Source organism: Candidatus Zixiibacteriota bacterium, from assembly GCA_035574315.1.
GTDB lineage: Bacteria > Desulfobacterota > Binatia > UBA9968 > UBA9968 > DATLYW01.
In genome coordinates, this window is sequence record DATLYW010000048.1 from 92,389 (window position 1) to 114,555 (window position 22,167).

Sequence of the window (22,167 nt, forward strand, 5' to 3'; positions counted from 1 at the left end):
CGCTTTCAGCTCCGGCTTCGTCCCGAGCGCGCTGCAGCCCGAAGCCGCCCGCCGCTCCTCGGTCTCATCGCTCGCGCCGCCTCGCGCACGGCGTCGACGATATGCTGGTAGCCGGTGCAGCGGCAGAGATTCCCGTCGAGCGCGTGGCGGATTTCCGCTTCCGACGGATTCGGGTTGCGCCGGAGGAGCTGGTAGGAGGTGAGAATCATTCCCGGGGTGCAAAAACCGCACTGCAACCCGTGGCGATCCCAGAACGCCTGCTGGATCGGGTGAAGCTTCTCTCCCCGCGCCAATCCTTCGATGGTGAGGACCTCGGCGCCGTCCGCCTGGACGGCGAGCACGGTGCAGGACTTCACCGCCGCGCCGTCGAGAAGAACCGTGCACGCGCCGCAAATGGAGGTGTCGCAGCCGACGTGGGTGCCGGTGAGGCCCAGCGTGTCGCGTAGAAAATCGACGAGCAGGAGCCGCGGCTCGACCTCGCGCTCGTGCGCAGCCCCGTTCACGGTCACCGAGATGCTTTTTTTCGCGGCCGCGTCCACCGATGTTCCGTATAACCGATGGCGATTCGTCGTTCAAGCCGCGCGCGGCGCTTCGATCAGCGAGAGAAGATCTCCCGGAGCTGCTTCGAGTATTCTTCCATCCTCTCGGCCAGCGCCGGATCGACGGGGACCATCTGGATGCCGCGCACCAGCGCCGTCTGTCCGCGGGCGAGGTCGCTTCTGGCCACCAGGCGACCGAACCCCTGAATGATTTTCTGGCCTTCTTGCGACAGAACGAAATCCAGGTACAACCGGGCGGCGCTGGGGTGCGGCGCGCGGGCCGAGAGACCGGTGCCGACCATGATCGCCGGCGCCGGGCCGAGCGCGGTCCAGTCGATCGGCGCCCCCTTCTGCCTCAATCGATCGACGGAGGACGACGGTATGTTGATGTCGAGCCAGCTCTCGCCCGCGGCGACGAGTTGCGCCAGGAGCTCGTGGCCGACCCGCTGCGTCGGCTCCTGCTTTGCGAGTGCCCGCATGTAAGCCAGCCCGCGCTCGCGCCCCAGGATCTGGAGCATGCCGGCGAACCACTCCGCCTTGGTCCCCTCCATCATCATCTTGCCCTTCCACTTCGGATCGAGAAGATCGTCGTAGCTCTTCGGCAGCGCCAGCGGCGAAACCAGCCGGGTGTTGTATGCCGCGACGTACGGATGGTAGTAGACCGTGGTCCAGTAGCCGGAGTCCTTGAACTCCCGGGGATAGAGGGAATCTTCAGGCGGCACGTAGCGCGCGAGCACGCCCCTGCGCTTGAAAAGATACATGCTGAACTCGACGGTCTGGATGACATCGGCGAAGCTCTTGCCGGCGGCCGCCTCGGCGAGGACCTTGGTGAGGAGCTTTTCGCTTCCGGTTCGGTTGAGTCTCACCTTGACCGCCGGGTATCGCTCCTGGAAACGGGAGATGAGGGCGTTCGCCTCGCCCAGGTTCATGGACGCGTAGAAGACCACTTCCCCCTCTTTCGCGGCAGCCTCGACCAGCTGCCGCGGCGCAGCGGCCTGCGTGATCGGCTGACCCCCCGCGAGCAGCAGGACAACCATTGCCGGCCATGCGCGGCGGATGCGTCCACAGCGTAACTCCCACTGAATCTTCATCGTCAACCCCTTTCCGCGCCCGTAGATCGAGGCACAGTCGAAAGCTACGCCGTTATTTGTTGCGGGTCAACGAAAAGGCTCGACGCCCATCGAGAGAAAAGCCGCGACCTTGAAGAAAACCGGCCAAAATATTGCTTGCCGCTTCCGGCGCTCAACCGACGAACAGCGTGAAGCGGGCGCCGGCAAGATTCGTTACGGATTTGGGAATGAGCAGGCGGCGATCCGCGGACAACACGCGCCGGGCGATCTCCCAGTTCACCGGCGGAAGGGGGCTCAGGCGGGAGATTTCCTCGAGGGTGAAATAGCCCGCCTGATCGACTTCACGGCCGTCGGCGCGCGGTTCTCCGCTCACGGGCCGCAACAGCAAAACGACGTAAAGACCGTTGCCCGATTCGGGATCGTAGCGGCTCCGCACGCCGAGGACTCCTTCGACTTCCGTGCTGACGCCGGCCTCTTCCCGCACCTCGCGCACCACCGCCCGCTCGATGGTTTCGTCAGGCTCGATGAATCCTCCGGGAAGCTGCCAGTTGCCCCGGCCGTGGCGCGACGAGCGTCGCACGAGCAGCAGCCGGCCACCGGCAACCACCGCGCCGCCGACACCGATGTTGTACCCCGTGTTGTATCGCTGCGGGATTGCCATGCGCCGTTCGCTCTCTCGGGTTATCGGCGCTTATAGTTGCTCGCGTGCGGAGCTGTCAAGAGGAATGCTCGAAAACGGCCAAAGGAGGAGGCGGACCGCCGCCTCCTCCGCGGGAGGGAATTCGGTTTAAGGCTCTCTGAAAATCAATCCCAGTGGCGGTGCCACATTCCCCAGCGCTCGTGACGATCGCGGTCTCTCCAACGCCAGCGGGGATGGTGATCGGTCCACCAGTCGCGGTGATAGCCCCAGCCCCGATTGCGATACCAGCCGTGGCGGTAAGGCGGCCGGTGATCCCACCGATCCCGGTCCCATCGATGCTGCCAGCGATAGCGGTTGAGATCCGCGTAATCCCTTCTCAGCTCCCGGCGGCTTTGAGCGACCTCCCGCAGGCTGTCCCTGACCTCGCGCCGGTCGGCGGCGATTTCGCTCGGCGGTGCCCCGCGCCGCAGATCGCGCCGCAGCTCCGCCCGATCACGCCTGAGCTCTCTCATGTCGCGCCGCAATTCCGCTCTGTCACGGCGGATTTCTTCGAAAAGACTGCGCCGGGCGCCGTGTCCGTCATCCGCCGGCACCGGGCCGCCGAGCAGCAAAAGCGGCATCAACCCCACCCCGAAGCAGGTTACGGTCCTTTTGATGTTCATAGGCGTTTGCCCTCCTCGGCGGCTTAGACGGGCTCCGGCGGGCGATGTTAACGGTGGCTCGGATATAGTATAGGGTCCGCAGCCCAGCGTCCGGCGTCCGGCGTTGGAACACCAAAACTTCGGATTCTGAACCTGAAAAACTCCGGACGCGGGACCCTGAACCCCGAGACGTTAGAACAGGGGTGTTGGAAACGAGACTCTTGACGCAGGGCGCAACTACACCGCCGCGGGCTCGCGCCGCAGGCCGTCGCGCTCGATGCCGCACAGCGCGGCAACTTCGTCACGGTACTGAAGCCACCGGACCAGCGCGCCGGACATCGCCGCTGCCACCACCGAGCGGCGAACCGGTTCGACGTGCTCCAGGATGGCCGTCCAGGCGAGCGTGCGGTGACGACCTTCCACCTGCCGGTGCGCCTTGGTCAAGGCGAGATGCTCGACGCTCATGCCGTAATGCTTCACCAGCGGATGCTCTTCCAACGGCGGCGGCGTGGGCGCGATCGCAGCTTCGAACAGCGAGCGCTCGTCCTTCGTGCCTTCGACGAAAATCGTGACGATGGCCGCCGCGACGTCCCAGCCGCGCCGCAGCGTAGCGTCATCGAGATAGTCGCGGTAACGTCTCGCGGCGGGCACCAGCTCGATGTTTTCGAACCGGCTCAGATCCATTCCCAGTCCGCGCGCGTACTCGAGGAAAAGCTCCGGATGCGGCTTGCCCGCGATCAAACCGCCGGTCTCTTCTTCATAGAGATTCTCGGCGAGGCTGCGCCTCACCTCGGGGATCGGGCACTGAACATAAGCCCGTCCTACCAGAACGGGAAAATCCCTCACGTAGGTCGCATACTCCTGCTCGAAGTGGAGGTGGAGCTTTTCCCTGGGCACCCTCCCGCTCACGAACGCGGGCCACGCCCAATGGTCCTTGCCCTCCATGACCGTGAGAAGTTTTTCCCGAAACGTATCCCGATCCATGGCCGAACCCCCACCTGTGCTGGAGAAAGCAACTGCCGTGCCACGAGAAAAACCATGATTTTTCACGGGCTTTGTCGCAGCCGCCCGGAGCAAAATGCCAAATGCGGCACGTCCTGCGGGCACACCTGTCCCGGGTCGGGCTCGCCGGCTTGCTAGGTCGCTCTGGTGCGCATCGTTACGAACTCCTCCGCGGCGGTCGGGTGAATCCCGATCGTGGCGTCGAACTGCGCCTTGGTGGCGCCGCAGTTCATGGCGACCGCAAAGCCCTGGATGATTTCCCCCGCCTCTTCGCCGACCATATGGCAGCCGAGCACGCGGTCGGTCCGGCGGTCGACGACGATCTTCATCATCGTTCTCTCGTCGCGGCCGGTCAGCGTGTGCTTCAGGGGCCGGAAGCTCGTCCTGAAAACGTCGATCTCTCCGTAACGCTCCCGCGCGTCGCCTTCGGTGAGACCCACGGTACCCACGCTCGGGGTGCTGAAGACCGCCGTGGGAACGTTGGCATAGCTCGGACGCATCGGATTTTGGTTGAAAAGCGTTTCCGCGACGGCGCGACCCTCGGCAATCGCCACCGGCGTCAGCATCATGCGGTCCGTGCAGTCGCCGATCGCGTAGACGCTCTCCACACTGGTCCTGGAATAGTCGTCGACCGCGACGGCACCGTTCGGCTTCAGCGCAACTCCCGCTTCTTCCAGCCCCAGCCCGCGGGTGTTGGGAGCCCGTCCGGTCGCGTAGAGCACGCGGTCGGCTTCGACGACGGCGCCGCTGGAGAGAGCGACGCGCAGCCCGCCCCCGCGGCTCTCGATGCGCTCGACGCGGACGTTGAACCGAAGATCGATCCCTCGCTTCGCCATCTCCTCGCCGAGAGAGCACCTGATGTCTTCGTCGAATCCTCGAAGCAGGGCCGGCCCGCGATGGACCAGCACGACCTTTGCGCCGAGGCCGTGAAAGATGCCCGCGAACTCCACGGCGATGTAGCCGCCGCCGACGATCACCACCTTCCCGGGCAGCGCCGGAAGGTGAAACGCTTCGTTCGAGGTGATGGCGAGCTCGGCCCCGGGAACCGCGGGTACGACCGGCCAGCTCCCGACGGCGACCAGGATGTAGCGGGCGGTCACGCGGCGGCCGCCGATCTCCACCGCGTGCGGTCCGAGAAGACGCGCACGCCCTTCCATGACCGTCACGCCGGTATCCTCCAGGAGCTTGCGGTAGACGCCGTTGAGCCGCGCGATTTCCCGGTCCTTGTTCGCGATCAGCCGCGCCCAATCGATTCGACGCTCCCCCACCGTCCATCCGAACGCCGCCGCGTCCTCGAAGTCTTCGCTGAACTGCGCGGCGTAGACGAGGAGTTTTTTCGGGATGCAACCTGCGTTGACGCACGTTCCCCCGAGGTATCGTTCCTCGGCGATCGCAACCCTGGCGCCGTAAGCGGCCGAAACCCGGCTGGCGCGCACGCCGCCCGACCCGGCGCCGATCGTGAACAGATCATAGTCGTATTGAGCCATCGCTCGTCACCCTCTCGTCTGGACGTTTGCTCATGATAAAAGGCGCCGCCGGTTTCCTCAACCGCGCCCGGCTCTTTGACACCCACGGTGGTTTCGGGAACAATAGCGCGGTCCCGATTCCGCCCGTAGCCGATCTCCGATGACCGAGGCCGCCGCACGCATCGCCGCCGCAAACCATCGACTGCTCGAGGCGCTGAGCGCGCTGCGCCATCGCAACTACCGGCTCTACTGGCTCGGGCAGCTCTCCTCCGTCCTCGCACAAAACATGGAAGGCGTGGCCCAGGCGTGGTTGGTCCTCGAGCTCACCGACTCGCCGTTGATGCTCGGCGCCGCCGGCCTGGCGTTCGCGGCACCGACGATCCTGCTGACGCTGCTCGGCGGCGTCATCGCCGATCGAGCCGACCGCCGACGCATCATGATCGTTTCCCAGACGGTCTCCGCAGCCGTCTTCGCGTCCGTCGGCACGCTGGTGGCCGTCGGCAGGATAGCGCTGTGGCACGTTCTGCTCTTCGCCTTCGTCTCGGGCTCCGTTCGCGCCTTCGACCGGCCGAGCCGCATGGCCCTGTTGCCCCAGATGGTTCCGAGATCGGAGATCCCCAACGCGGTGGCGATCGGCGGAACGATCTGGCAGCTGAACCGGCTCATGGGACCGGCCGTGGCCGGCATGCTGATCTACTGGGTCGGCGTCGGCCCGACCTATTATTTCTGTCTGGCCGCGTCGCTGAGCGCGGTGGCGCTCTGGCTCGCAATCCGCCTCGAGCGCCGCCCCGCGGCGGCCGTGAGCGGCGGGCTCGTGCAGAACATGGTCGCCGGGCTGTCGTTCATCCGCCAAAACCAGATCTATTCCACGTTCATCGGGATGGCCTTCTTCAACAGCGCCTTCGGCATGTCCTACCTGGTGCTGATGCCGGTCTTCGCCCGCAACGTGCTCGAGGTTGGATCGCGCGGCTTCGGTTTCCTGCAGAGCGCGGGCGGCGCCGGCGCGCTGTGCGGCGTGCTCCTGGTGGCGTTTTTCGCAACCGCTCGCAGAAAGGGGCTCATGGCGATCGGCGGCGCGCTTCTCTTCGGCTGGCTCCTGATCGTTTTCGCCCTGTCACGCTCGTATCCGCTTTCGCTGGCGCTGGCCTTCGCGCTGGGCGCCGCCAGCCAGTTTTACATCACGACGATCAACTCGATCCTGCAGGTCAACCTCCCCGATCACCTGCGCGGCCGCGTCATGGGAATCTACGGGCTTGCCTGGGAGCTGATGCCGGTCGGCGGGATGATCGCCGGCGCGATCGCGGAATATGCCGGTGCTCCGGCGGCGGTGGCGATCGGAGGAGCTGCCGTCGGCGCGATGGCGCTGGTGGTGGCGGCCCGGCGGCCCGAGATGCGCCGGCTGGAATAGCAACGACAGAGGGTCGAACCATGGCCGAGAAAAAAACCAGGGCGAAAAAAGGGGCTTCGCGCAGGCGCCGAAAAATCGCCGGGAAAGCGGTCGCGCTCGAGCCCGCCGAGCTTCTCGCCGGTGCGCCGCCCGAGGCCGTCGCGGAGCTCCGACGGGCGATCGAAAGCGACGGCGGCAAGGCGCTCGTTTCGTATCGCGAGCCGTTCGGCGGGCGCTGGCTCGTGCTCGCCGCTTTGCCGATCGACAGCGTCGCGCCGACGCCGTACCAGCGAAATCTCTCCGACGCCCACGTTCGCCGGCTGGAATCCTGCATCGCGAAAATCGGCCGCTTCCTCGATCCGATCATCGCCGTTCGCGGCCCGAGGGAAGCCGAAGCGCGCTACTGGACCCCGAACGGCAACCACCGTCTCGCCGCGATGCGCACGCTCGGCGCCAGGACCATCGTCGCGCTCGTCGTTCCCGAGCCGTCCGTCGCCTACCAGATCCTCGCGCTCAACACCGAAAAAGCCCACAACCTCCGGGAGCGCGCCCTCGAAGTGATCAAGATGTACCGGGAGCTCGCGGCCCTGGACCAGGCGGCGGAAAAAAGCTACGCACTCGAGTTCGAGGAGGCGGCGCTGGTGACGCTCGGCCTCTGCTATCTGGAGCGGCCGCGCTTCAGCGGCGGCGCGTATCACCCGCTCCTCAGGCGCTGCGACGCCTTCCTCGACCGCCCGCTGCGAAGCGCCCTCGCCGTCCGGGAACAACGGGCGCGCGCGCTCATGGAGCTCGACGACGCGGTGATGGAGAAAGTCGAGGGCCTCAAGGCCCGCGGACTGACCAGCCCGTATCTCAAGAGCTTCGTGGTCGCGCGCGCCAACCCGCTGCGCTTTCGGCCCAGGGACGCCGCTCCGCTCGGCTTCGACGAGGTGCTGGAGCGCATGGCCAGGGCGGTGGCCAGGCTGAACGTCGAACGCGTCCGGGTCGAGGATCTGGCGCGCTCGGGAGGCGCGCCGGAAGAAGACTCCTGAGGAGTTCACTGGCCGGCGGACATGCATCGAAATCGGGCGGGGCCTGGCCGCCGTGATACGAGGGCAGCGTCCTCCCGGACCCGCGAATGATTCCCTTCCCCTCGCGGTCGGTTTGCGATAAAAGAACCCTGGGCTGCGGTGACGGAGCACAGAAAAAATGTCGGGGTGGAAAGCGCGCATCGGATATCTGTCCCCCTCGGTCTTCGAAACGCCCTCGGACTGGAACCTGATCCTGCCCAAGGGCTTTACCATCGTCGCCACGGGACTGAACGTGCGCGCCCACACCCCCGAGGAGTTCGACAAGGCCGTGGCGGCGCTCGAAACCGGCCTTGAGATCTTCCGCGCCGAGGAGTGCGACGTCGTGCTGCTCGGAGGAATCACCCTCGGTACGCAGCGGGGCTATCGGGAGGAGCAAGAGATCGTAGCCGGCCTTTCGGCCCGCGTCGGGCTACCCGTCATTACCGCGATGGGCGCCAGCGCAGAGGCGCTCAGGCGCCTGCGGGCAAAAACGGTCGTGATCGCCACCGCGTACAAGGAATCGATCAACGACGCCGTCCGGCGCTACTACGAATCGGCGGGATTTCAGGTTCTCGGCATCCGGGGCCTGCAAGTTTCCAGGCCCGTGGATCAGGTCAAGCTTCCGGACTACGCCTCGTACAACGTCGCGCGCGCGCTTTACCGAGAGCACCCGAAGGTCGACGCCGTCCTGATTCAGGGCCGCTGGCGCTCGGTGGCGTGTGTGGAGGAGCTGGAAAAGGACGTGGACCGTCCGGTCGTATCGAGCACGGCGGCCTCTCTCTGGTGGGTCATCCGCACGCTGGGAATGAAGATCAGCATTCCCGGCTATGGTCAGCTGCTGCGCTGACCGTAGCAAAAAAAAGCGGGACCGCCTCCCGGGAGGTGACCCCGCTTCCGACGCTGTCGCGTCCTGTCTCAGTTATACGCTTGGCTGGCTCGAAGCCCGTGCGTCGGCGACCTTCGTCCGGCGACTTGCAGCGCCCGGCCTGGCAGGCGTTTTTTCAACCGCCCCCTCTTCCTGTGCTCGCTCGATGGAGCGATTCAGCACCTTCCGGTGTTGGAGCTCGGGGCCGAATCAGCCGACCCGCCGCTGGCCGCTGAGCGTTTCCCGGACGGCCCGCCGCAGCGGGCGATCCTGGCCCGGCGGAGTCTCCTCTCCGTTCATAGGACTCCCTCCTTACATCGTCGCCGCAAACGATCCGCGGGCGCGCTCCGCGCGTCGCTCCGGCGTGCCCTTCACGGAGGTGGTGGGCACAGTCCCTCTCCTATCGCTCTGCCGTCTGCTTGTCAAGGGACTTCGCCCGTCACCGTCCGGCCGCGACGGCTACCGTTCCGAGCACGACCGCGACCGTGCCGGCGACGGTGCGCGGGTTGATCTCCTCGCGGCCGCGGAGAAAGATCATCGCGATCAGCAGGTTCCAGAGCGGCGTGGTCGCCACGATCGGCGCCACCACGACGACCCGGCCGGAAGCGAGCGCTATCAACGACAGTAGCGCTCCGAGCGCTTCGAAAAATCCCGAAGCGCTGAAGTGCAGGACTCCTCTGCGGTCCCAGGGCGCGCGGCGGTCGCGAGCCCCCGCGCAGTAAGGCACCGCGCCGATCAGGGAGACGACCGCGACCACGGCCGCGAAGAAGACCGGCTCGTTCGTGATCGTCAGGCCGAGGCGCCGCAGCGGAAAGGCGATGCCGGCCAGAGCGCCGGCCGCGAGCGAGTAGAGCACGTGCCACCAACGGTAGCCGGGCGGCGGCGCCTGCGGCTTCCACGAGATCAGTACGACGCCGACGACGATCAGGGCGGTCCCCGCGAGGATCATCCCGCCGGCTCGCTCGCCCATGACGAGCACCGCGATCGCCGCGCTCCAGAGCGGGTAGGTGTTGCGCAGCGGCTGGCTTCTGGCCGTCCCGACCTTGTGCAGGCCGATGAACGTGAGCAGGCTCGTGGCGCTCTGCAGGACTCCCAGGACGACGAACACCACCAGGGCCGGGGTGGCGAACCGCGGGATGCCCCCGGTCACGAAGACCGCCGTCCATAACGTAGCGGTGCGCGCCGTCAGCGAGACGACGGTCGCCACGATCGGCGTGGAGTAGCGGAGCCCGAACCAGCCGAAAACCGTGAAGAGCGCGTACGATAGGGCGGCGAGGAGAGCAATGGCCTCAGGGGTCATGACGCAAGGGCGGCGACTCCGAGCCACGCCGCTGGCGGCGCTTCGGGCAGCGGCTTGATCGTTCATGCATATACGCGAGCGGGAGATTGCGCAACCCGGCGCCGGGCCGCTCGCGGCCGACCCAATCCCGCAGAGGTTCGCGAGTCAATATGGAAAGTAGAAACGGGAAACCAAAGACCTGACGCCGATTTTGGCGGATCTCTGCCGGCCCGACGAAGCCACTGGCAAGGTGAATGCCGGCTGAGTCCTGCGGTTTTTTCCCGCCGCGCCGCTTTTCGTATATACTGGGGTCTGCGGCATTCGCGGCGCGTGCGGTCGAGGCGGGCGCAACCGAGCGGCCTCGGGGCTCCTGAAAACAGAGCCCCGGCCGCGCGCGACGGTCGCGTTCCCGCCTGGACGGCGCCGCCGCGCGTCCGGCCCGTGCCGGGCTGAAAAAACGCTCTGTGAGGTGACGATGGTTCGAACATTGGTCTGCTCGTTCGTCTTCATTCTGCTGTGGAGTGTCGATGCCCGGCCGCTGACGGCTCAGGACAGGATCCGCGACCTCGTGGTCAAGATTCACGCGATCCATCACACGCCGGACGTGCTGCGACCCTGGATGAAAAACAGCCCGCAACAGGTGGGCGGATCGGGGGTGGTGATCCGGGGGCGGCGCATCCTGACCAACGCCCACGTGGTCCGCTACGCGAGCCAGATCTACGTCCAGCCCAACCAGTCCCCGGACAGAATCGCCGCCCGGGTGGAAGCGATCGCGCCGTCGATCGATCTCGCGGTGCTCAAGCTCGAAGACGAGGCATTTTTCGAGGGGCGGGGCTTTCTCCCCTTCGCGGACGAGCTGCCGCGCGTCAAGGACGTGGTCAACGTCTACGGCTACCCGACCGGAGGGACCGAGCTCTCGGTCACCCAGGGGATCGTCTCGCGCATCGAGTTCACCGAATACTACTACCAGACGAGCGGCCTGCGCATACAGGTCGACGCTGCGCTGAATTTCGGCAACAGTGGCGGCCCGGCGGTCTCCGACGGGAAGCTGGTGGGGTTGGTCTTCAGCCTCATCCAGAACGCCCAGAACATCGGTTACCTCATCCCTGTCGAGGAGATCGAGCTCTTCCTCGCGGACATCGCCGACGGCTCCTACGACGGCAAGCCTCAGATCCACGACTTCCTTCAGACCGTCGAGAACGACGCCCTGCGCCGCAAGCTCGGACTGCCTCCGGGCATCAACGGCATCATGGTCGCAGACTCCTACAGCAGGGATCCCTCGTACCCGCTGCGGGAATGGGACGTCATCACGCGGATCGGCGACACGCCGATCGACAGCGACGGCAAGGTCACCGTGCGCTACGATCTCCGTCTCTCCGCCCTCTATCTGGTGCAGAAGCACGCGCGCAACGGGCAGCTCAAAGTCACCGTTTTCCGCGAGGGGCGGACGTTGGAAATCGATCTGCCGGTCCACGGCGGCCGGGAACTCGTGGTGCCCTACCTGATGAACGACAACCCGCGCTACTTCATCGCCGGCCCCCTGGTCTTCTCGCAGGCGACCCAGGAGTACATCGAGCGGGTGGGCGTGCAGCGACTGCTCCCCGCGCGCCAGCACGCCAGCCTGTTGATCACCCGCCGCTACGACAAACCGGCCTTTCGCGGGGAAGAGCTGGTGGTGGTGGCGTCGCCGATGTTCCCGCACCGCAGCACCAAGGGATACGACAACCCGGAGCGATCCGTCGTAAGCGAGGTGAACGGCGTCCCGGTCCGGAACCTCCGCCATCTGGTCGAAATCCTGCGCGACAGTGCCGCCCCGGACGCCACGTTCAAGTTTTCGACGGCCGGGCGCCGAACGCACGAGACCATGGTCTTCAACCGCGCGGAGCTGCTGGCGTCGACCGCGGAGATTCTCGAAGAGAACGGCATCCGCCATCCCCACTCGCCCGACCTGCGCTCGGTGTGGGAGAAAGCGATTCCCGACGCGCCGCGAGCGGCGGCCGCGGGCTGTTGCGTTTCGCGTCCCTAGCGAGACGGCGCCCCGCGATTGCTCTGGCCGAACGGCTGTTATAAGATCGATCCGCCTTTGCTCCGGAGCCCCGGAACGGTGGGATAGCACGATGCGCAAGAGGATTTTTTCCTGGCTCGGCCACGAGTTCGTGATGCTTTCCGGCGAGGCGCGGCCCGCCGCGACGGCGACCGAAGAGGCCAGGGAGCTCTTCGAGCGCTTCGATCGGGAGCTCGGCGCGCTCGGCCTTTCGCTCGCCCACACGGTGCGCACCCGCCTCTGGGGAAAGGATCGGGAGAGCCGCGATCGCGGCAGCGACGAGCGCGTTCGCATCCTTTCCGGCAAGGCCCGGTCGGCGAGCTCGAGCTACATCGCTCCGGGCCGCTTCGACTCCGACGCCCGCGTGGCGATCGATCTCCTGGCGATGCGGCCGGCCCGGCCCGACAGCGCCAAACGGATCGTGGACTACGATCCGCCGATCGTGCCGATCCGCTTTCTCGTCTATGAATCGGTGGCGGTGCTGTCCGGAGTCACGGCGGTGCGACCGACCCTGAAGGAGCAGCTGGACGACATTCTTCCCCGCATCGAGGCATCGCTCAGGGACGCCGGCACCTCGTGGTCGCGCGTCGCCCGGGTATCCTTTTACCTCCATCGCAGCCAGCCGCTCGAGACGCTTCGGGAGCTGTTTCGCCGGCGCGTTGCCGCTGAAATTCCACAGGTCGAGGTCGAGCTGGTCGACGGCTACTCCGCCCCGGGCAAGCTGTGCGAGATCGAGGTGACCGCTTCCCTATGAGCGTACTCCGCGTCTTCATCCTGGACGACTTCGAGGACCAGGCGAGCCGCGTTCCGGCGTATGAGCTGTTGCGCGGCCGCGCCGAGGTGACGATTCTCAAGGAACGCCTCGACACGCTCGAGAAGCTGTCCGACCGCCTGCGCGGCGCCGACGCGATCCTGCTGATGCGCGAGCGCACGCCTTTTCGCGAGGCGGAGCTGGCCGCCGTTCCGGGCCTCAAGTTCATTTCCCAGACGGGCCGGACCACGGCCCATCTCGATGTGGCGGCCGCCACCCGGCGCGGCATCCCGATCGCGTACACGCCGAGCGACAACGGACGATCGACGACGGAGCTCACCATCGGCCTCATCCTGGCCCTGCTGCGCAGGATCCCGGAGGTCGACCGGCGCATGCGCGAGGAGTCGTGGCCGGCCGTGACCGGCAGGATGCTTCAGGGGAAAACCGCGGGCGTGATCGGCTTCGGCAGGATCGGGCGTCAGGTGGCGCGAATCCTGAAGGTGTTCGACGCGCGGGTTCTCGCCTACTCGCGCACGCTGACCCCCGAGAAGGCCGCCGAGGCGGGCGTCGAGTGCGTCTCGCTGGAGACGCTCCTGCGCGAGTCGGACGTGCTCAGCGTTCACGTTCCGCTCAACGCGAGCACGCGCGGCCTGATCGGGGAGAAGGAGCTGGCGCTGGTCAAGCCCGGGGCGCTGCTCGTCAACACGGCCCGAGGCCCCCTGGTCTCGGAGCGCGCGATGGTGGAAGCGCTGCGGAGCGGGCGGCTGGGCGGCGTCGCCCTGGACGTCTACGACGTCGAGCCCCTGCCGCTCGATCACCCGCTGCGCCGTTTCGACAACGCCATCCTGCTCTCGCATCGCGGCTACGCCACGGAGGAGGTCCTGCGCGAGCGGTACGAGCAGGCGATCACGAACATTCTCAAGTTCATGGACGGACGGCCCGTCGATCTCCTCAATCCGGAGGTCCTGGAGTCGACGCGGGGCTAGCACGCCGCGCTCGCGTGACCGATGCGGGGGCTCGTCGGCAAAGCGTGGCGATGACCCCCGCGCTCGCGCTCGTGGATCGGGGCGGGTGCGAATTGACACTCGGCCCGAAGATCGCGTAAGCTCGCCGGGTCGCCCGGGAGCGAAATCGCGAAAAGGAGGAACGAACGATGGCTGCGGCAAACGGCCACGGCGAGGGAATCGAAGGCGTTATCATCTCGTCCGACTCGCACGTGATGGAGCCGGTCGATCTCTGGAAAAAAGGCGTGCCCGAGCGTTACCGCGACGCCGCGCCTCTCTTTCCGCCGCACAAGGTCGGCGAAGGCTTCCAGCACCATCCGGGAGGATGGGATCCCAACGCGCGCATCAAGGAGATGGAGGCCGACGGCGTGAGCGCCGAGGTGCTCTATCCGACGCTCCTGCTCGACCTTTTCGCGCTCGACGACGCCGGCCTGCAGGAAGCCTGCTTCCGCGTCTACAACGACTGGCTCATCGATTATTGCAGCGTCGACACGAACCGCCTGATCGGCGTATCGGCGATCCCCGTTTACGACATCGACGTCGCCGTAAAGGAGCTGGAGCGCTGCCGCAAGGCCGGCCTCAGGGGCGCGATGGTGTGGCAGGTTCCGCATCCGTCGCTGCCGTTTCGCTCCGACCACTACGACAAATTCTGGGCGGCCGCTCAGGACCTGGACGTCCCGGTGAGCCTGCACATTCTTACCGGCCACGGTTACAACAAGGACAAGGAACGGCGCAAGGGCGTCGAGCACTATCGCGGCAGCGTCAACCTCAAGCTCGCCGACATCGCAGGCGCGCTGTTCGAGTTCATTTTTTACGGCATCCTCGAACGCTACCCCAGGCTCAGGGTCGTCACAGTGGAAAACGAGGTCGGCTGGCTGCCGTTCATGGTGCAGCAGTGGGATTACTACTATCGCCGGTTCCGCGGCGTGAACCCGCCCCCGATCACCCGGGACCCGAGCGAGTTCGTTCGCAACCAGGTCTATTCCTGCTTCTTCAACGACGCGGTCTGCGGCCACAACCTGGAGTGGTGGGGTCAGGACAACGTCATGTGGTCGAACGATTTTCCGCATCCCAACTCCACCTGGCCGAACTCGCTCAGGATCATCCGCCGCGACCTCGGCCACCTGCCCGTGGAAACGCAAACGAAGGTCCTCGCCACGAACGTGGCCAGGCTCTACGACCTCGACCTGTCGAGAATTCCCGCGGGCATCGCGCGCGCGGCGGCGCGCGCGCAGGCGAGCGCCTGAGCCCCGGCAGGGACGATGGCCGGGAAAATCGGGCGCATTCTTTACGCGACGGACTACTCCAAGGCCTCGGAACGGGCGTTGGAGCACGCCATCGCCCTTGCGGGGCGAAACGGCGCCGAGTTGCTCGTCGTGCACGTGATCGAGCCCGTGCCCGCCCACATGCCGGGTGAGGACTTCGGCGGCGCCGAGCTCTACGCCAGGCTCGCCGAGAGCGCGCGGCGCGAAGCCGAGGCGTCGATGGACAGGCTGATGCAGCGGCTGCGCCGCTCGAGGGTCAGGGCGAAAAGCCTCCTGCTCAAGGGGGTGGCGTACGATCAGATCATCAAGGCGGCGAAAAGCCGCAACGCCGACATGATCGTGATCGGCACGCACGGGCGCACCGGGCTGTCGAGGCTTTTCCTGGGCAGCGTCGCGGCCCGGGTCGTCGCCGCGGCGCCTTGCCCGGTATTGACAGTGCGCGGACAATGACGTTCGCGGGAAGACCGATGGCAAACCCCTACTCGCTGGAACAGTTCATCACGGACCTGAACCGCATCACCGGCGCCGAAACGGCGCCCGCGAGGATCGTCGCGCAGGCCCGCCCGCTTCTCGAAAGGCTGGTGCGCACTCCTTCCTGCATCGATGCCCGCTTCACCCGGCGCGGAGCGACCGCCTACGGCCGTTACATGCTGCACCGCGCTCCGCGGTTCAACGTGACGGCGGTCGTCTGGGGACCCGGCGACAACGCCAAGGCGCACAACCACGAGACGTGGGGCCTGGTGGGCGTGATCGAGAACGAAATCCAGGAAACACGCTTTCGACGCACGGACGACGGCTCGCGACCCGGATACGCCGAGCTCGAAGTCACCGCGGTGCTGAGGAACGAGGCGGGCATGGTTTCCTGTCTGCTGCCGCCCGACGACGACATCCACGAGATGAACAACGTCACGCGGCGGAACACCGTCGAGATCCACGTCTACGGCAAGGACCTCACGGATCTCCCGCGGCTGCGCTTCGACGTCGACGGCAGGGCCGTGAAGACCTTCGCCAGCCCGAAATACGACAACTGTTAGACGGTTGCGCCGGGCGGCTGCTCCTCACAGCGTCACTTCCCACTCGAGATAGCGCTTCATCGACTCGAGGTCCCCGGTGATCGAAGGGGAGAGAACGACGTCGTTCGGCTCGACGAGGCAGCGAGCCAGCCCGGCTTCGGTCGAGCCACCCGCGGCGACCCAGCCGCGCAACCCGCGCTCGAGCGCCCGCACGCGTTCATAGCCCATGCCCTCGAGCGCCCGCGCCGCGAGCGCCGCGGCGCGGCCGTCCGGGGAGGTCACCACGATCGGCTTGCCGCGGTCCGGAAACAGCCGCGGGATTTCGGTCTCGATACGGCCGCGCGCGATCCAGAGCGCCCCGGGAAGGTGGGCCGCGCCGAACTCCGCGCTCGTTCCGACGTCGAGAATCGTGACGCCGCGGCTGGCGCCAGTGGAGAGGAGCTCGCGGGCGTCGATCCAGGCGGCGGCGTCCACCGCGCGGGTCACCAGGGGGCTCTCGCCGCTCTCGGCGCCGGCGAAAAGCGGCCTTCCGCTTTCGGCCCACGAGCGCAGGCCGCCGTCGAGGACCGAGACGTCGCGAAAGCCCATCTCACCGTACCAGTAGGCCGCCACGGTCGCGCGCGCCGCCTCGTTGCTGAGGAAGACGATCCTGGCGTGGCGGACGGCGATGAAATCGTCCGCGCACTGCACCGCCTGGCCCCCCGGCGCGTGGATCGACCCGGCGATGTGGCCGCTCTCGTATTCCCGCCGGGAGCGCACGTCGACGAGATAGAAGGGCCCGTCCGTACGCCGGGAGAGAAGCGCGTCGATATCCTCGCAGCCGAGCCGGGAAAGCCCGGCGTCGGCGGCCATGCGCCGTGCCAGCCTCGAACCCTCGCTCACGCTTTCGACCGGCGGGACCGGGACGTTTCTGCGGGGCGACCGCTCCAGCTCCAATCCGGCCAGCACCCATCCCATCGTGCCGTTCTGCAGCACGCGGGCGCTCTCGACCCCGAGGGCCCGCAACGTCGCCGTTCCCACGATGCCCCGGGTGCGTCCTGCGCAGTTGACGACGATCATGGCTTCCCGCCGCTGTTTCAGCGCGTGCGCCCACAGCACCAGATCGCCGCCGGGAACGTTGCTCCCTCCGGGAACGCAGAACCGCGCGTATTCCTCGGGAGTCCTGACGTCGAGCACGGCAACGCTCCGCCCCTCGTCCTGCCAGCGCTTGAGCTCCTCCGGCGTCACGTGCGGAACGTGTCGCGCCCGGTAGAGCCTTTCGCCGAACCGCTTGCTGGGAACGTTGACGCCGGTTGCGACGGGCCGCCCCTCGCTTCGCCACGCGTCGATCCCGCCGCCAAGCACGGCGACCTCCTCGTACCCCAGCTCCGCCAGGGTGGCCGCCGCCAGCGCCGCACGCGCCCCGCCCTCGTCGTAAACCACGACGGGCACCTTGAGATCCGGCACCAGGGCGAGGACGCGGAACTCGATCTCGCCGCGCGGCAGGGACGTGGCGCCCGCGATCTGGCAGTCGTTGAACTCGCCGCGCTCGCGGACGTCCAGAACGGCGCACGGCGAGCCGCCGTCCATGAGCTCTTCGAGCTGCGCGCACGAGATTTCCTTCGCCATCGTCATCCCGCTTGACCGTGTCCCGCGATCCGTTCTACTTATGGCTGAGGAAAATTCAAGGACCGCTTTTTTCGCCCGGCGCCGGAGGCAACGATGACCACCGCAGTCTACGATCGCTTCGAGGGGTTGTTCATTCCGCACGTCACGCCGTTCGACGACTCCGGCGAGCTGGATCTGGAGAGCCTGGAGCGCCTGGCGGCCCATTTCGCCGCGATCCCCGGCGTCGCGGGACTGGTTTCGTGCGCGCGCATCGGCGAGGGGCCGGTGCTGACGCTGGAGGAAAAACGGCGGGTTTACGAGATCGCCGGCCGGGTCGCACGCCGTGCGGGTCGCGTGCACGTCGCGACCATCGCCCCGCAATCGACCGCCGAGGCCGTCGCGCTCGTCCGCGACCTGGAAAAGCTTGCCGTCGACGCCGTCATGATCTTTCCGCCGCTGCTGTTCGCCTGGGGCGAGGTCGGCGGCGATCTCAAGGTGCGATTCTTCGAGGAGCTGGCTGCCGCCACCATGCTGCCCCTGGTGCTCTTTCAGGTGCCGGTGAAAAGCTACTGGTACGACGTCGAAACGATCTGCCGCATCGCGCGGCTGAAAAACGTCGCGGCGTTCAAGGAAGCTTCCTTCGACCGCGAGCTGTTCGCGGAAACCGCGCGGCGGCTCGGGCGCGAGCAGGCAGCGATGAAGATTCTCACCGGCAACGACCGCTTCGTCGCGGAGAGCTACGGCCTGGGCGCCCGCGGCGCGCTGATCGGCGTGGCGAATCTCGCCACCGAGAGATGGGCCGCCCTGGACGCGGCCGGCCGCGCCGGCGACGGAACGCGCGCGCTCGCCATCCAGCAAGGGCTCGACCGGCTGAAGGAGCTGGTCTTCAGCGAGCCGATCGTCGAGGCCGTGGCGCGCATCAAGGCGGTGCTGCGGCATCAAGGGCTGATTCGCTCGGCGGCGGTCCGCAAACCGCAGCTCGGGATATCGGCCGCCGAGCAACGCGAGCTGCTGGAGGGCTACGGCGCGCTCGCGGCCCGCGGGCCCGCGGAACCCGAAGCGCCGTCGGCCGTCTAGCGCGGCCCCGCCGCGCCCCGCTCCGGCGTCATGAACGCAAAAAGCGCGATGATCACCGCCAAAAGCGCCATCGCGCTCAATCCAAGCGACCAGTGAACACCGATCAGGCCGCCGACGACGCCGACGGTGACGCCGCTGAAGGCTTTGAGGCCGTTGTACGACATGTTGAACAGGCCGATCAGCCGCCCGCGCAGCTGTGCCGGAGCCAGCAGCTGTACCAGGGTCTGGGCCATCGAGAGGAAGGTGAGATTGAGCAGCCCCGCGCAGAAGAGCAGCGCAACGCCCAACAGGTAGCTGCTCGACGCCGCAAAGCCCGCGATCGCCAGGCACCACAGGATCGCGCAGGCCACCGCGGTCCGCGGGTCGGGCCTGAGCAGCCCCCTGCCCTCGAGGAGCAGCCCGCCCACGACGGCACCGGCCGCGTTGGCTCCCAGCAGGACGCTGTAGGCGATGTCCTGCTTGTCGTGGCCGAAGTCGTGCGCGAACTCGGGCATCTGCGCCTGAAAAGCGTTTCCCACCAGCAGCGACGTGGCGCCCCCGAGGACGATCATCGACAGAATCGTGCGGTCGGCTGAAAGCTCGCGCAGCAGCGCGACGGCCCCCCGCAAGGTCAGGCGCTGCGTGCGTCCGCCCCCCGCCTCGTCCCGGCGGTGGCCGGTATACGGCACGGTCGCCAGCCAGGCCGCGAGCGGCAGGTAGAGGATGACGTTCACGAACAGCCCGACGGCCGGCCCGAAAAGGAGCATCATCCCGCCGCCCACCGCCGGGCCCAGCAGGATACCGAGCTGGCGCGAGGTCGAGTTGAGCCGCACGGCGCTCTGCAGGAACTCACGGCCGACGATGTCGTGGATGATGAGCTGGCTTCCCGGACCCCAGAGCACTCCGGCCATGCCGTGGACCACGAGCAGCACGCAGGCGTGCCAGACCTCGATCGTGTCGGTGAAAAACAACACGCCCCATGCCAGGGAGACGACCGCGTACATGAGCTGCGAGGCCTGAATCACCTTGCGGCAGTCGTGCCGGTCGGCCAGCGCACCGAAGTAGACCGAGAAAAGAAGAAAGGGCGTCCAGTGGCTGATCACCGCGAATCCGCCCAGGACGGGGGAATGGAATTTCTGGAACAGCAGCCAGTAGCTGATGACGTGCTCGATGTTGTCCGCCATCATCGAGAGCATGCTGACGGTGAAGTAGATGCGGAAATCGCGGTGGTGCAGGGCGGCGAAGGCGAGCCTCCGCTCCGCCCCCGGCGCCGCCGCCGCGGCGCCGCCGGAATCGAGGACCTTCTTCAACGGCGTCCCTGAAACTCGCCGGCGACGGGCATCGCGAAGGCGAAGAGCACGATGGTGACGGCGAAGAGCGCCATCGCGCTCAAGGCGAGCGACCAGTGGATCCCGATCAGGCCGCCCAGCACGCCCACCGTGACGCCGCTGAAGGCCCGGAGGCCGAAGGTCGAGGTCGAAAACAGGCCGATCAGCCGCCCGCGGAGATGGCTCGGCGCGAGCAGCTGGACGATCGTCTGCGCGGTCGAGTAGAAGGCGAGGTTCAGCACGCCCGCGCAAAACAGCAGCGCGAGCGACAGCGGATAGCTGGACGAGAAGGCGAAGGCCGCGACCGCCACGCACCACAGGCCCGCGCAGACGATCGCGGTCCGGACCGTGGGCTTGAGCCAGCCCTTCCCTTCCAGCAGGAATCCGCCGGCAACCGCTCCCGCGGCGTTGGCGCCGAGCAACGCGCTGTAGGAGAGATCGGCGTCCTTTGCGCCGAGGTCGTGGGCGAACTCGGGCATCTGCGATTGGAAGGCGTTGCCCACGAAGAGCGAGGCGGCGCCTCCGAGAAGCACCATGGTGACGATCGGGCGGTTGGCGCCGACCTCGCGGAGGACCGCGGCCGCGTCCTTCCAGCCGATCGCCCGGCGCGCGGGCTTTCCGTCCCGGGCGTGGCCCGTGTACGGCAGCCGCAGCAGCACGAGCGTCAGCGGCAGATAGATGAGCGCGTTGACGATCAGCCCGGCGCTCGGCCCCAGCCCCAGCATCAGCCCGCCGCCGACCGCGGGGCCCATGAGGATTCCGAGCTGGCGCCCGGTGGAGTTGAGGCGCACCGCGCTCTGCAGATCGTCGGGGCCGACGATGTCGTGGATCATGAGCTGTTCGCCCGGCGCCCAGAGCACGCCCGCGATTCCGTGGACGACGAGCAGCACGCAGGCGTGCCAGACCTCGATCGTGTCGGTGAAGAAGAGCACGGCCCATGCCACCGACACCGCCATGTACATGACCTGAGCGACCTGGATGACCTTGCGGCAATCGTGACGGTCCGCCAAGCCGCCGCAGTAAACCGAAAGAAGAAGAAAAGGCGTCCAGTGGCTGATCACCGCGAATCCGGCGAGAACCGGCGAGTGGAATTTCTGGAACAGCAGCCAGTAGCTGATGACGTGCTCGATGTTGTCGGCCATCATGGCCAGCATGGTGCCGGCGAAGTAGATGCGGAAATCGCGGTGGTGGAGCGCGGCAAAGGCGATTTTTCTGGGAGCTGCGGCCGCGGTGCTCCCCGGAAGCGTCTCGGCTCGTGATGCCAAATCCAGTCCCTCGAAGCGGCGCGCGCTGGCCCTGCGCGCGGCGAATTCGAGCCAGAACATTACCGGATTACGAGCACCGTTACAAACCACGGGCGCGCAGCGCCTTTCCTTGACAGCCCTGCCGGCTAACGGTAGAACCGAACCAAAGCGGTCCGGGAGGACGCCATGGCGCTGCCCAAATTCGAAGATCACTGCTGGAAAGACGTCGTCACGCCGGAAATCCTCGAAACCTACACGCCGTACCACCGCGAAACCTACATCGGCCAGAGGCCGGCGCTGCTGGCGATCGATCTTTACAATCTGGTCTACGAAGGCGGCCCCAGGTACCCGCACGAGCTGGTCAAGGAACACAAGAGCTCCTGCGGCATCTACGCCTACAACGCGATCAAGCCGACGCAGGAGCTGTTCGCGCTCTGCCGCTCGCTCAAGATCCCGATCTTCTACACCACCACCGAAACGCGCAAGGAGGTCAACCCCGACACCGTCTACGCCACCAACCGCCAGCGCGTGCAGATCGATCCGAAAGCCTTCGAGATCCGCGAGGAGTTCCGGCCGCAGCCCGGCGACGTCGTGATCTACAAGGAAAGGGCGAGTGGATTCTTCGGCACGCCGCTCGTCGCCCATCTCACGCAAAAGGGGATCGACAGCCTGATCGTCTGCGGCGAGAGCACCAGCGGCTGCGTCCGCGCGAGCTGCGTCGATGCCTACTCGCTCGGCTATCACGTCTCGATCGTGGAGGAGTGCGTGTTCGACCGGAGTCCCCTCTCGCACAAGGTGAACCTGTTCGATTTGCACCACAAGTACGCGGACGTCATGACGCTCGACGAGGTGAAGGAGCAGCTGCGCCGCGAACGACCGCGGAAGCCGGATTAGACCTCCGATCGAGGCGGTTCGGCCGCCTGAACCTTCACGAGCA

General features: G+C 66.9%; 21 protein-coding genes. 11 read left to right on the top strand and 10 right to left on the bottom strand.

Annotated elements, in window-relative coordinates; genetic code table 11:
* Positions 1 to 5: 5 nt before the first annotated feature.
* The 6 genes from VNN77_16790 to gor all read right to left on the bottom strand — a co-directional run bounded on the left by VNN77_16790 (position 6) and on the right by gor (position 5,379).
* Positions 6 to 539: a (2Fe-2S)-binding protein gene (locus VNN77_16790; protein HXG53055.1), complete on the bottom strand. Its 534-nt coding sequence runs from the start codon at positions 537 to 539 to the stop codon at positions 6 to 8.
* 56 nt (positions 540 to 595) lie between these two features.
* Entirely contained in the window at positions 596 to 1,576 is a 981-nt protein-coding gene (locus tag VNN77_16795) for an extracellular solute-binding protein (protein HXG53056.1), read from the bottom strand.
* Positions 1,577 to 1,781: 205 nt separating this feature from the next.
* Positions 1,782 to 2,270: an NUDIX hydrolase gene (locus VNN77_16800; GenBank protein ID HXG53057.1), complete on the bottom strand. Its 489-nt coding sequence runs from the start codon at positions 2,268 to 2,270 to the stop codon at positions 1,782 to 1,784.
* Between the two features lie 143 nt (positions 2,271 to 2,413).
* Complete coding sequence (locus tag VNN77_16805) at positions 2,414 to 2,911, bottom strand: hypothetical protein (protein HXG53058.1); 498 nt, start codon at positions 2,909 to 2,911, stop codon at positions 2,414 to 2,416.
* 216 nt (positions 2,912 to 3,127) lie between these two features.
* Positions 3,128 to 3,874 carry an iron-containing redox enzyme family protein gene (locus VNN77_16810; protein ID HXG53059.1) on the bottom strand — a complete coding sequence of 249 codons (747 nt, stop codon included), beginning with the start codon at positions 3,872 to 3,874 and terminating at the stop codon, positions 3,128 to 3,130.
* Positions 3,875 to 4,026: 152 nt separating this feature from the next.
* Positions 4,027 to 5,379 (bottom strand): glutathione-disulfide reductase, encoded by a 1,353-nt coding sequence (gene gor, locus VNN77_16815; GenBank protein ID HXG53060.1) that lies wholly within the window; start codon positions 5,377 to 5,379, stop codon positions 4,027 to 4,029.
* A 139-nt stretch (positions 5,380 to 5,518) separates the two neighbouring features.
* On the opposite strand from gor, the gene VNN77_16820 reads away from it, so the two are divergent.
* The 3 genes from VNN77_16820 to VNN77_16830 all read left to right on the top strand — a co-directional run bounded on the left by VNN77_16820 (position 5,519) and on the right by VNN77_16830 (position 8,641).
* Positions 5,519 to 6,766 (top strand): MFS transporter, encoded by a 1,248-nt coding sequence (locus VNN77_16820; GenBank protein ID HXG53061.1) that lies wholly within the window; start codon positions 5,519 to 5,521, stop codon positions 6,764 to 6,766.
* A gap of 20 nt (positions 6,767 to 6,786) precedes the next feature.
* Positions 6,787 to 7,776 carry a ParB N-terminal domain-containing protein gene (locus VNN77_16825; GenBank protein ID HXG53062.1) on the top strand — a complete coding sequence of 330 codons (990 nt, stop codon included), beginning with the start codon at positions 6,787 to 6,789 and terminating at the stop codon, positions 7,774 to 7,776.
* 157 nt (positions 7,777 to 7,933) lie between these two features.
* Positions 7,934 to 8,641, top strand: coding sequence for a hypothetical protein (locus VNN77_16830; GenBank protein HXG53063.1), 708 nt, complete (start codon positions 7,934 to 7,936; stop codon positions 8,639 to 8,641).
* Between the two features lie 457 nt (positions 8,642 to 9,098).
* On the opposite strand, the gene VNN77_16835 is transcribed toward VNN77_16830, so the two are convergent.
* Positions 9,099 to 9,959 carry an EamA family transporter gene (locus tag VNN77_16835; protein ID HXG53064.1) on the bottom strand — a complete coding sequence of 287 codons (861 nt, stop codon included), beginning with the start codon at positions 9,957 to 9,959 and terminating at the stop codon, positions 9,099 to 9,101.
* Between the two features lie 454 nt (positions 9,960 to 10,413).
* On the opposite strand from VNN77_16835, the gene VNN77_16840 reads away from it, so the two are divergent.
* From VNN77_16840 to VNN77_16865, 6 genes are all read left to right on the top strand, one after another.
* Positions 10,414 to 11,964 (top strand): trypsin-like peptidase domain-containing protein, encoded by a 1,551-nt coding sequence (locus VNN77_16840; GenBank protein ID HXG53065.1) that lies wholly within the window; start codon positions 10,414 to 10,416, stop codon positions 11,962 to 11,964.
* 91 nt (positions 11,965 to 12,055) lie between these two features.
* Positions 12,056 to 12,736 carry a hypothetical protein gene (locus VNN77_16845; GenBank protein ID HXG53066.1) on the top strand — a complete coding sequence of 227 codons (681 nt, stop codon included), beginning with the start codon at positions 12,056 to 12,058 and terminating at the stop codon, positions 12,734 to 12,736.
* Positions 12,733 to 13,719, top strand: coding sequence for a D-2-hydroxyacid dehydrogenase family protein (locus tag VNN77_16850; protein HXG53067.1), 987 nt, complete (start codon positions 12,733 to 12,735; stop codon positions 13,717 to 13,719). Before VNN77_16845 ends, VNN77_16850 begins: the two co-directional genes overlap by 4 nt.
* Before the next feature lie 167 nt (positions 13,720 to 13,886).
* Positions 13,887 to 14,984, top strand: coding sequence for an amidohydrolase family protein (locus VNN77_16855; protein HXG53068.1), 1,098 nt, complete (start codon positions 13,887 to 13,889; stop codon positions 14,982 to 14,984).
* A 15-nt stretch (positions 14,985 to 14,999) separates the two neighbouring features.
* Positions 15,000 to 15,452, top strand: coding sequence for a universal stress protein (locus VNN77_16860; protein HXG53069.1), 453 nt, complete (start codon positions 15,000 to 15,002; stop codon positions 15,450 to 15,452).
* A gap of 17 nt (positions 15,453 to 15,469) precedes the next feature.
* Positions 15,470 to 16,036 carry a cysteine dioxygenase family protein gene (locus VNN77_16865; protein HXG53070.1) on the top strand — a complete coding sequence of 189 codons (567 nt, stop codon included), beginning with the start codon at positions 15,470 to 15,472 and terminating at the stop codon, positions 16,034 to 16,036.
* Between the two features lie 24 nt (positions 16,037 to 16,060).
* On the opposite strand, the gene VNN77_16870 is transcribed toward VNN77_16865, so the two are convergent.
* On the bottom strand, positions 16,061 to 17,623 hold the full coding sequence (locus VNN77_16870; GenBank protein ID HXG53071.1) for a rhodanese-like domain-containing protein: 1,563 nt from the start codon (positions 17,621 to 17,623) through the stop codon (positions 16,061 to 16,063).
* A gap of 93 nt (positions 17,624 to 17,716) precedes the next feature.
* On the opposite strand from VNN77_16870, the gene VNN77_16875 reads away from it, so the two are divergent.
* Positions 17,717 to 18,679, top strand: coding sequence for a dihydrodipicolinate synthase family protein (locus tag VNN77_16875; GenBank protein ID HXG53072.1), 963 nt, complete (start codon positions 17,717 to 17,719; stop codon positions 18,677 to 18,679).
* On the opposite strand, the gene VNN77_16880 is transcribed toward VNN77_16875, so the two are convergent.
* On the bottom strand, positions 18,676 to 19,968 hold the full coding sequence (locus tag VNN77_16880) for an MFS transporter (GenBank protein ID HXG53073.1): 1,293 nt from the start codon (positions 19,966 to 19,968) through the stop codon (positions 18,676 to 18,678). The genes VNN77_16875 and VNN77_16880 overlap by 4 nt on opposite strands.
* Positions 19,965 to 21,251, bottom strand: coding sequence for an MFS transporter (locus VNN77_16885; GenBank protein ID HXG53074.1), 1,287 nt, complete (start codon positions 21,249 to 21,251; stop codon positions 19,965 to 19,967). The genes VNN77_16880 and VNN77_16885 overlap by 4 nt, the downstream gene beginning before the upstream one ends.
* A 165-nt stretch (positions 21,252 to 21,416) precedes the next feature.
* Here VNN77_16885 and VNN77_16890 point away from each other — a divergent pair, with 165 nt between their 5' ends.
* Positions 21,417 to 22,124, top strand: coding sequence for an isochorismatase family protein (locus tag VNN77_16890; GenBank protein HXG53075.1), 708 nt, complete (start codon positions 21,417 to 21,419; stop codon positions 22,122 to 22,124).
* The last annotated feature ends 43 nt before the right edge of the window (positions 22,125 to 22,167 follow it).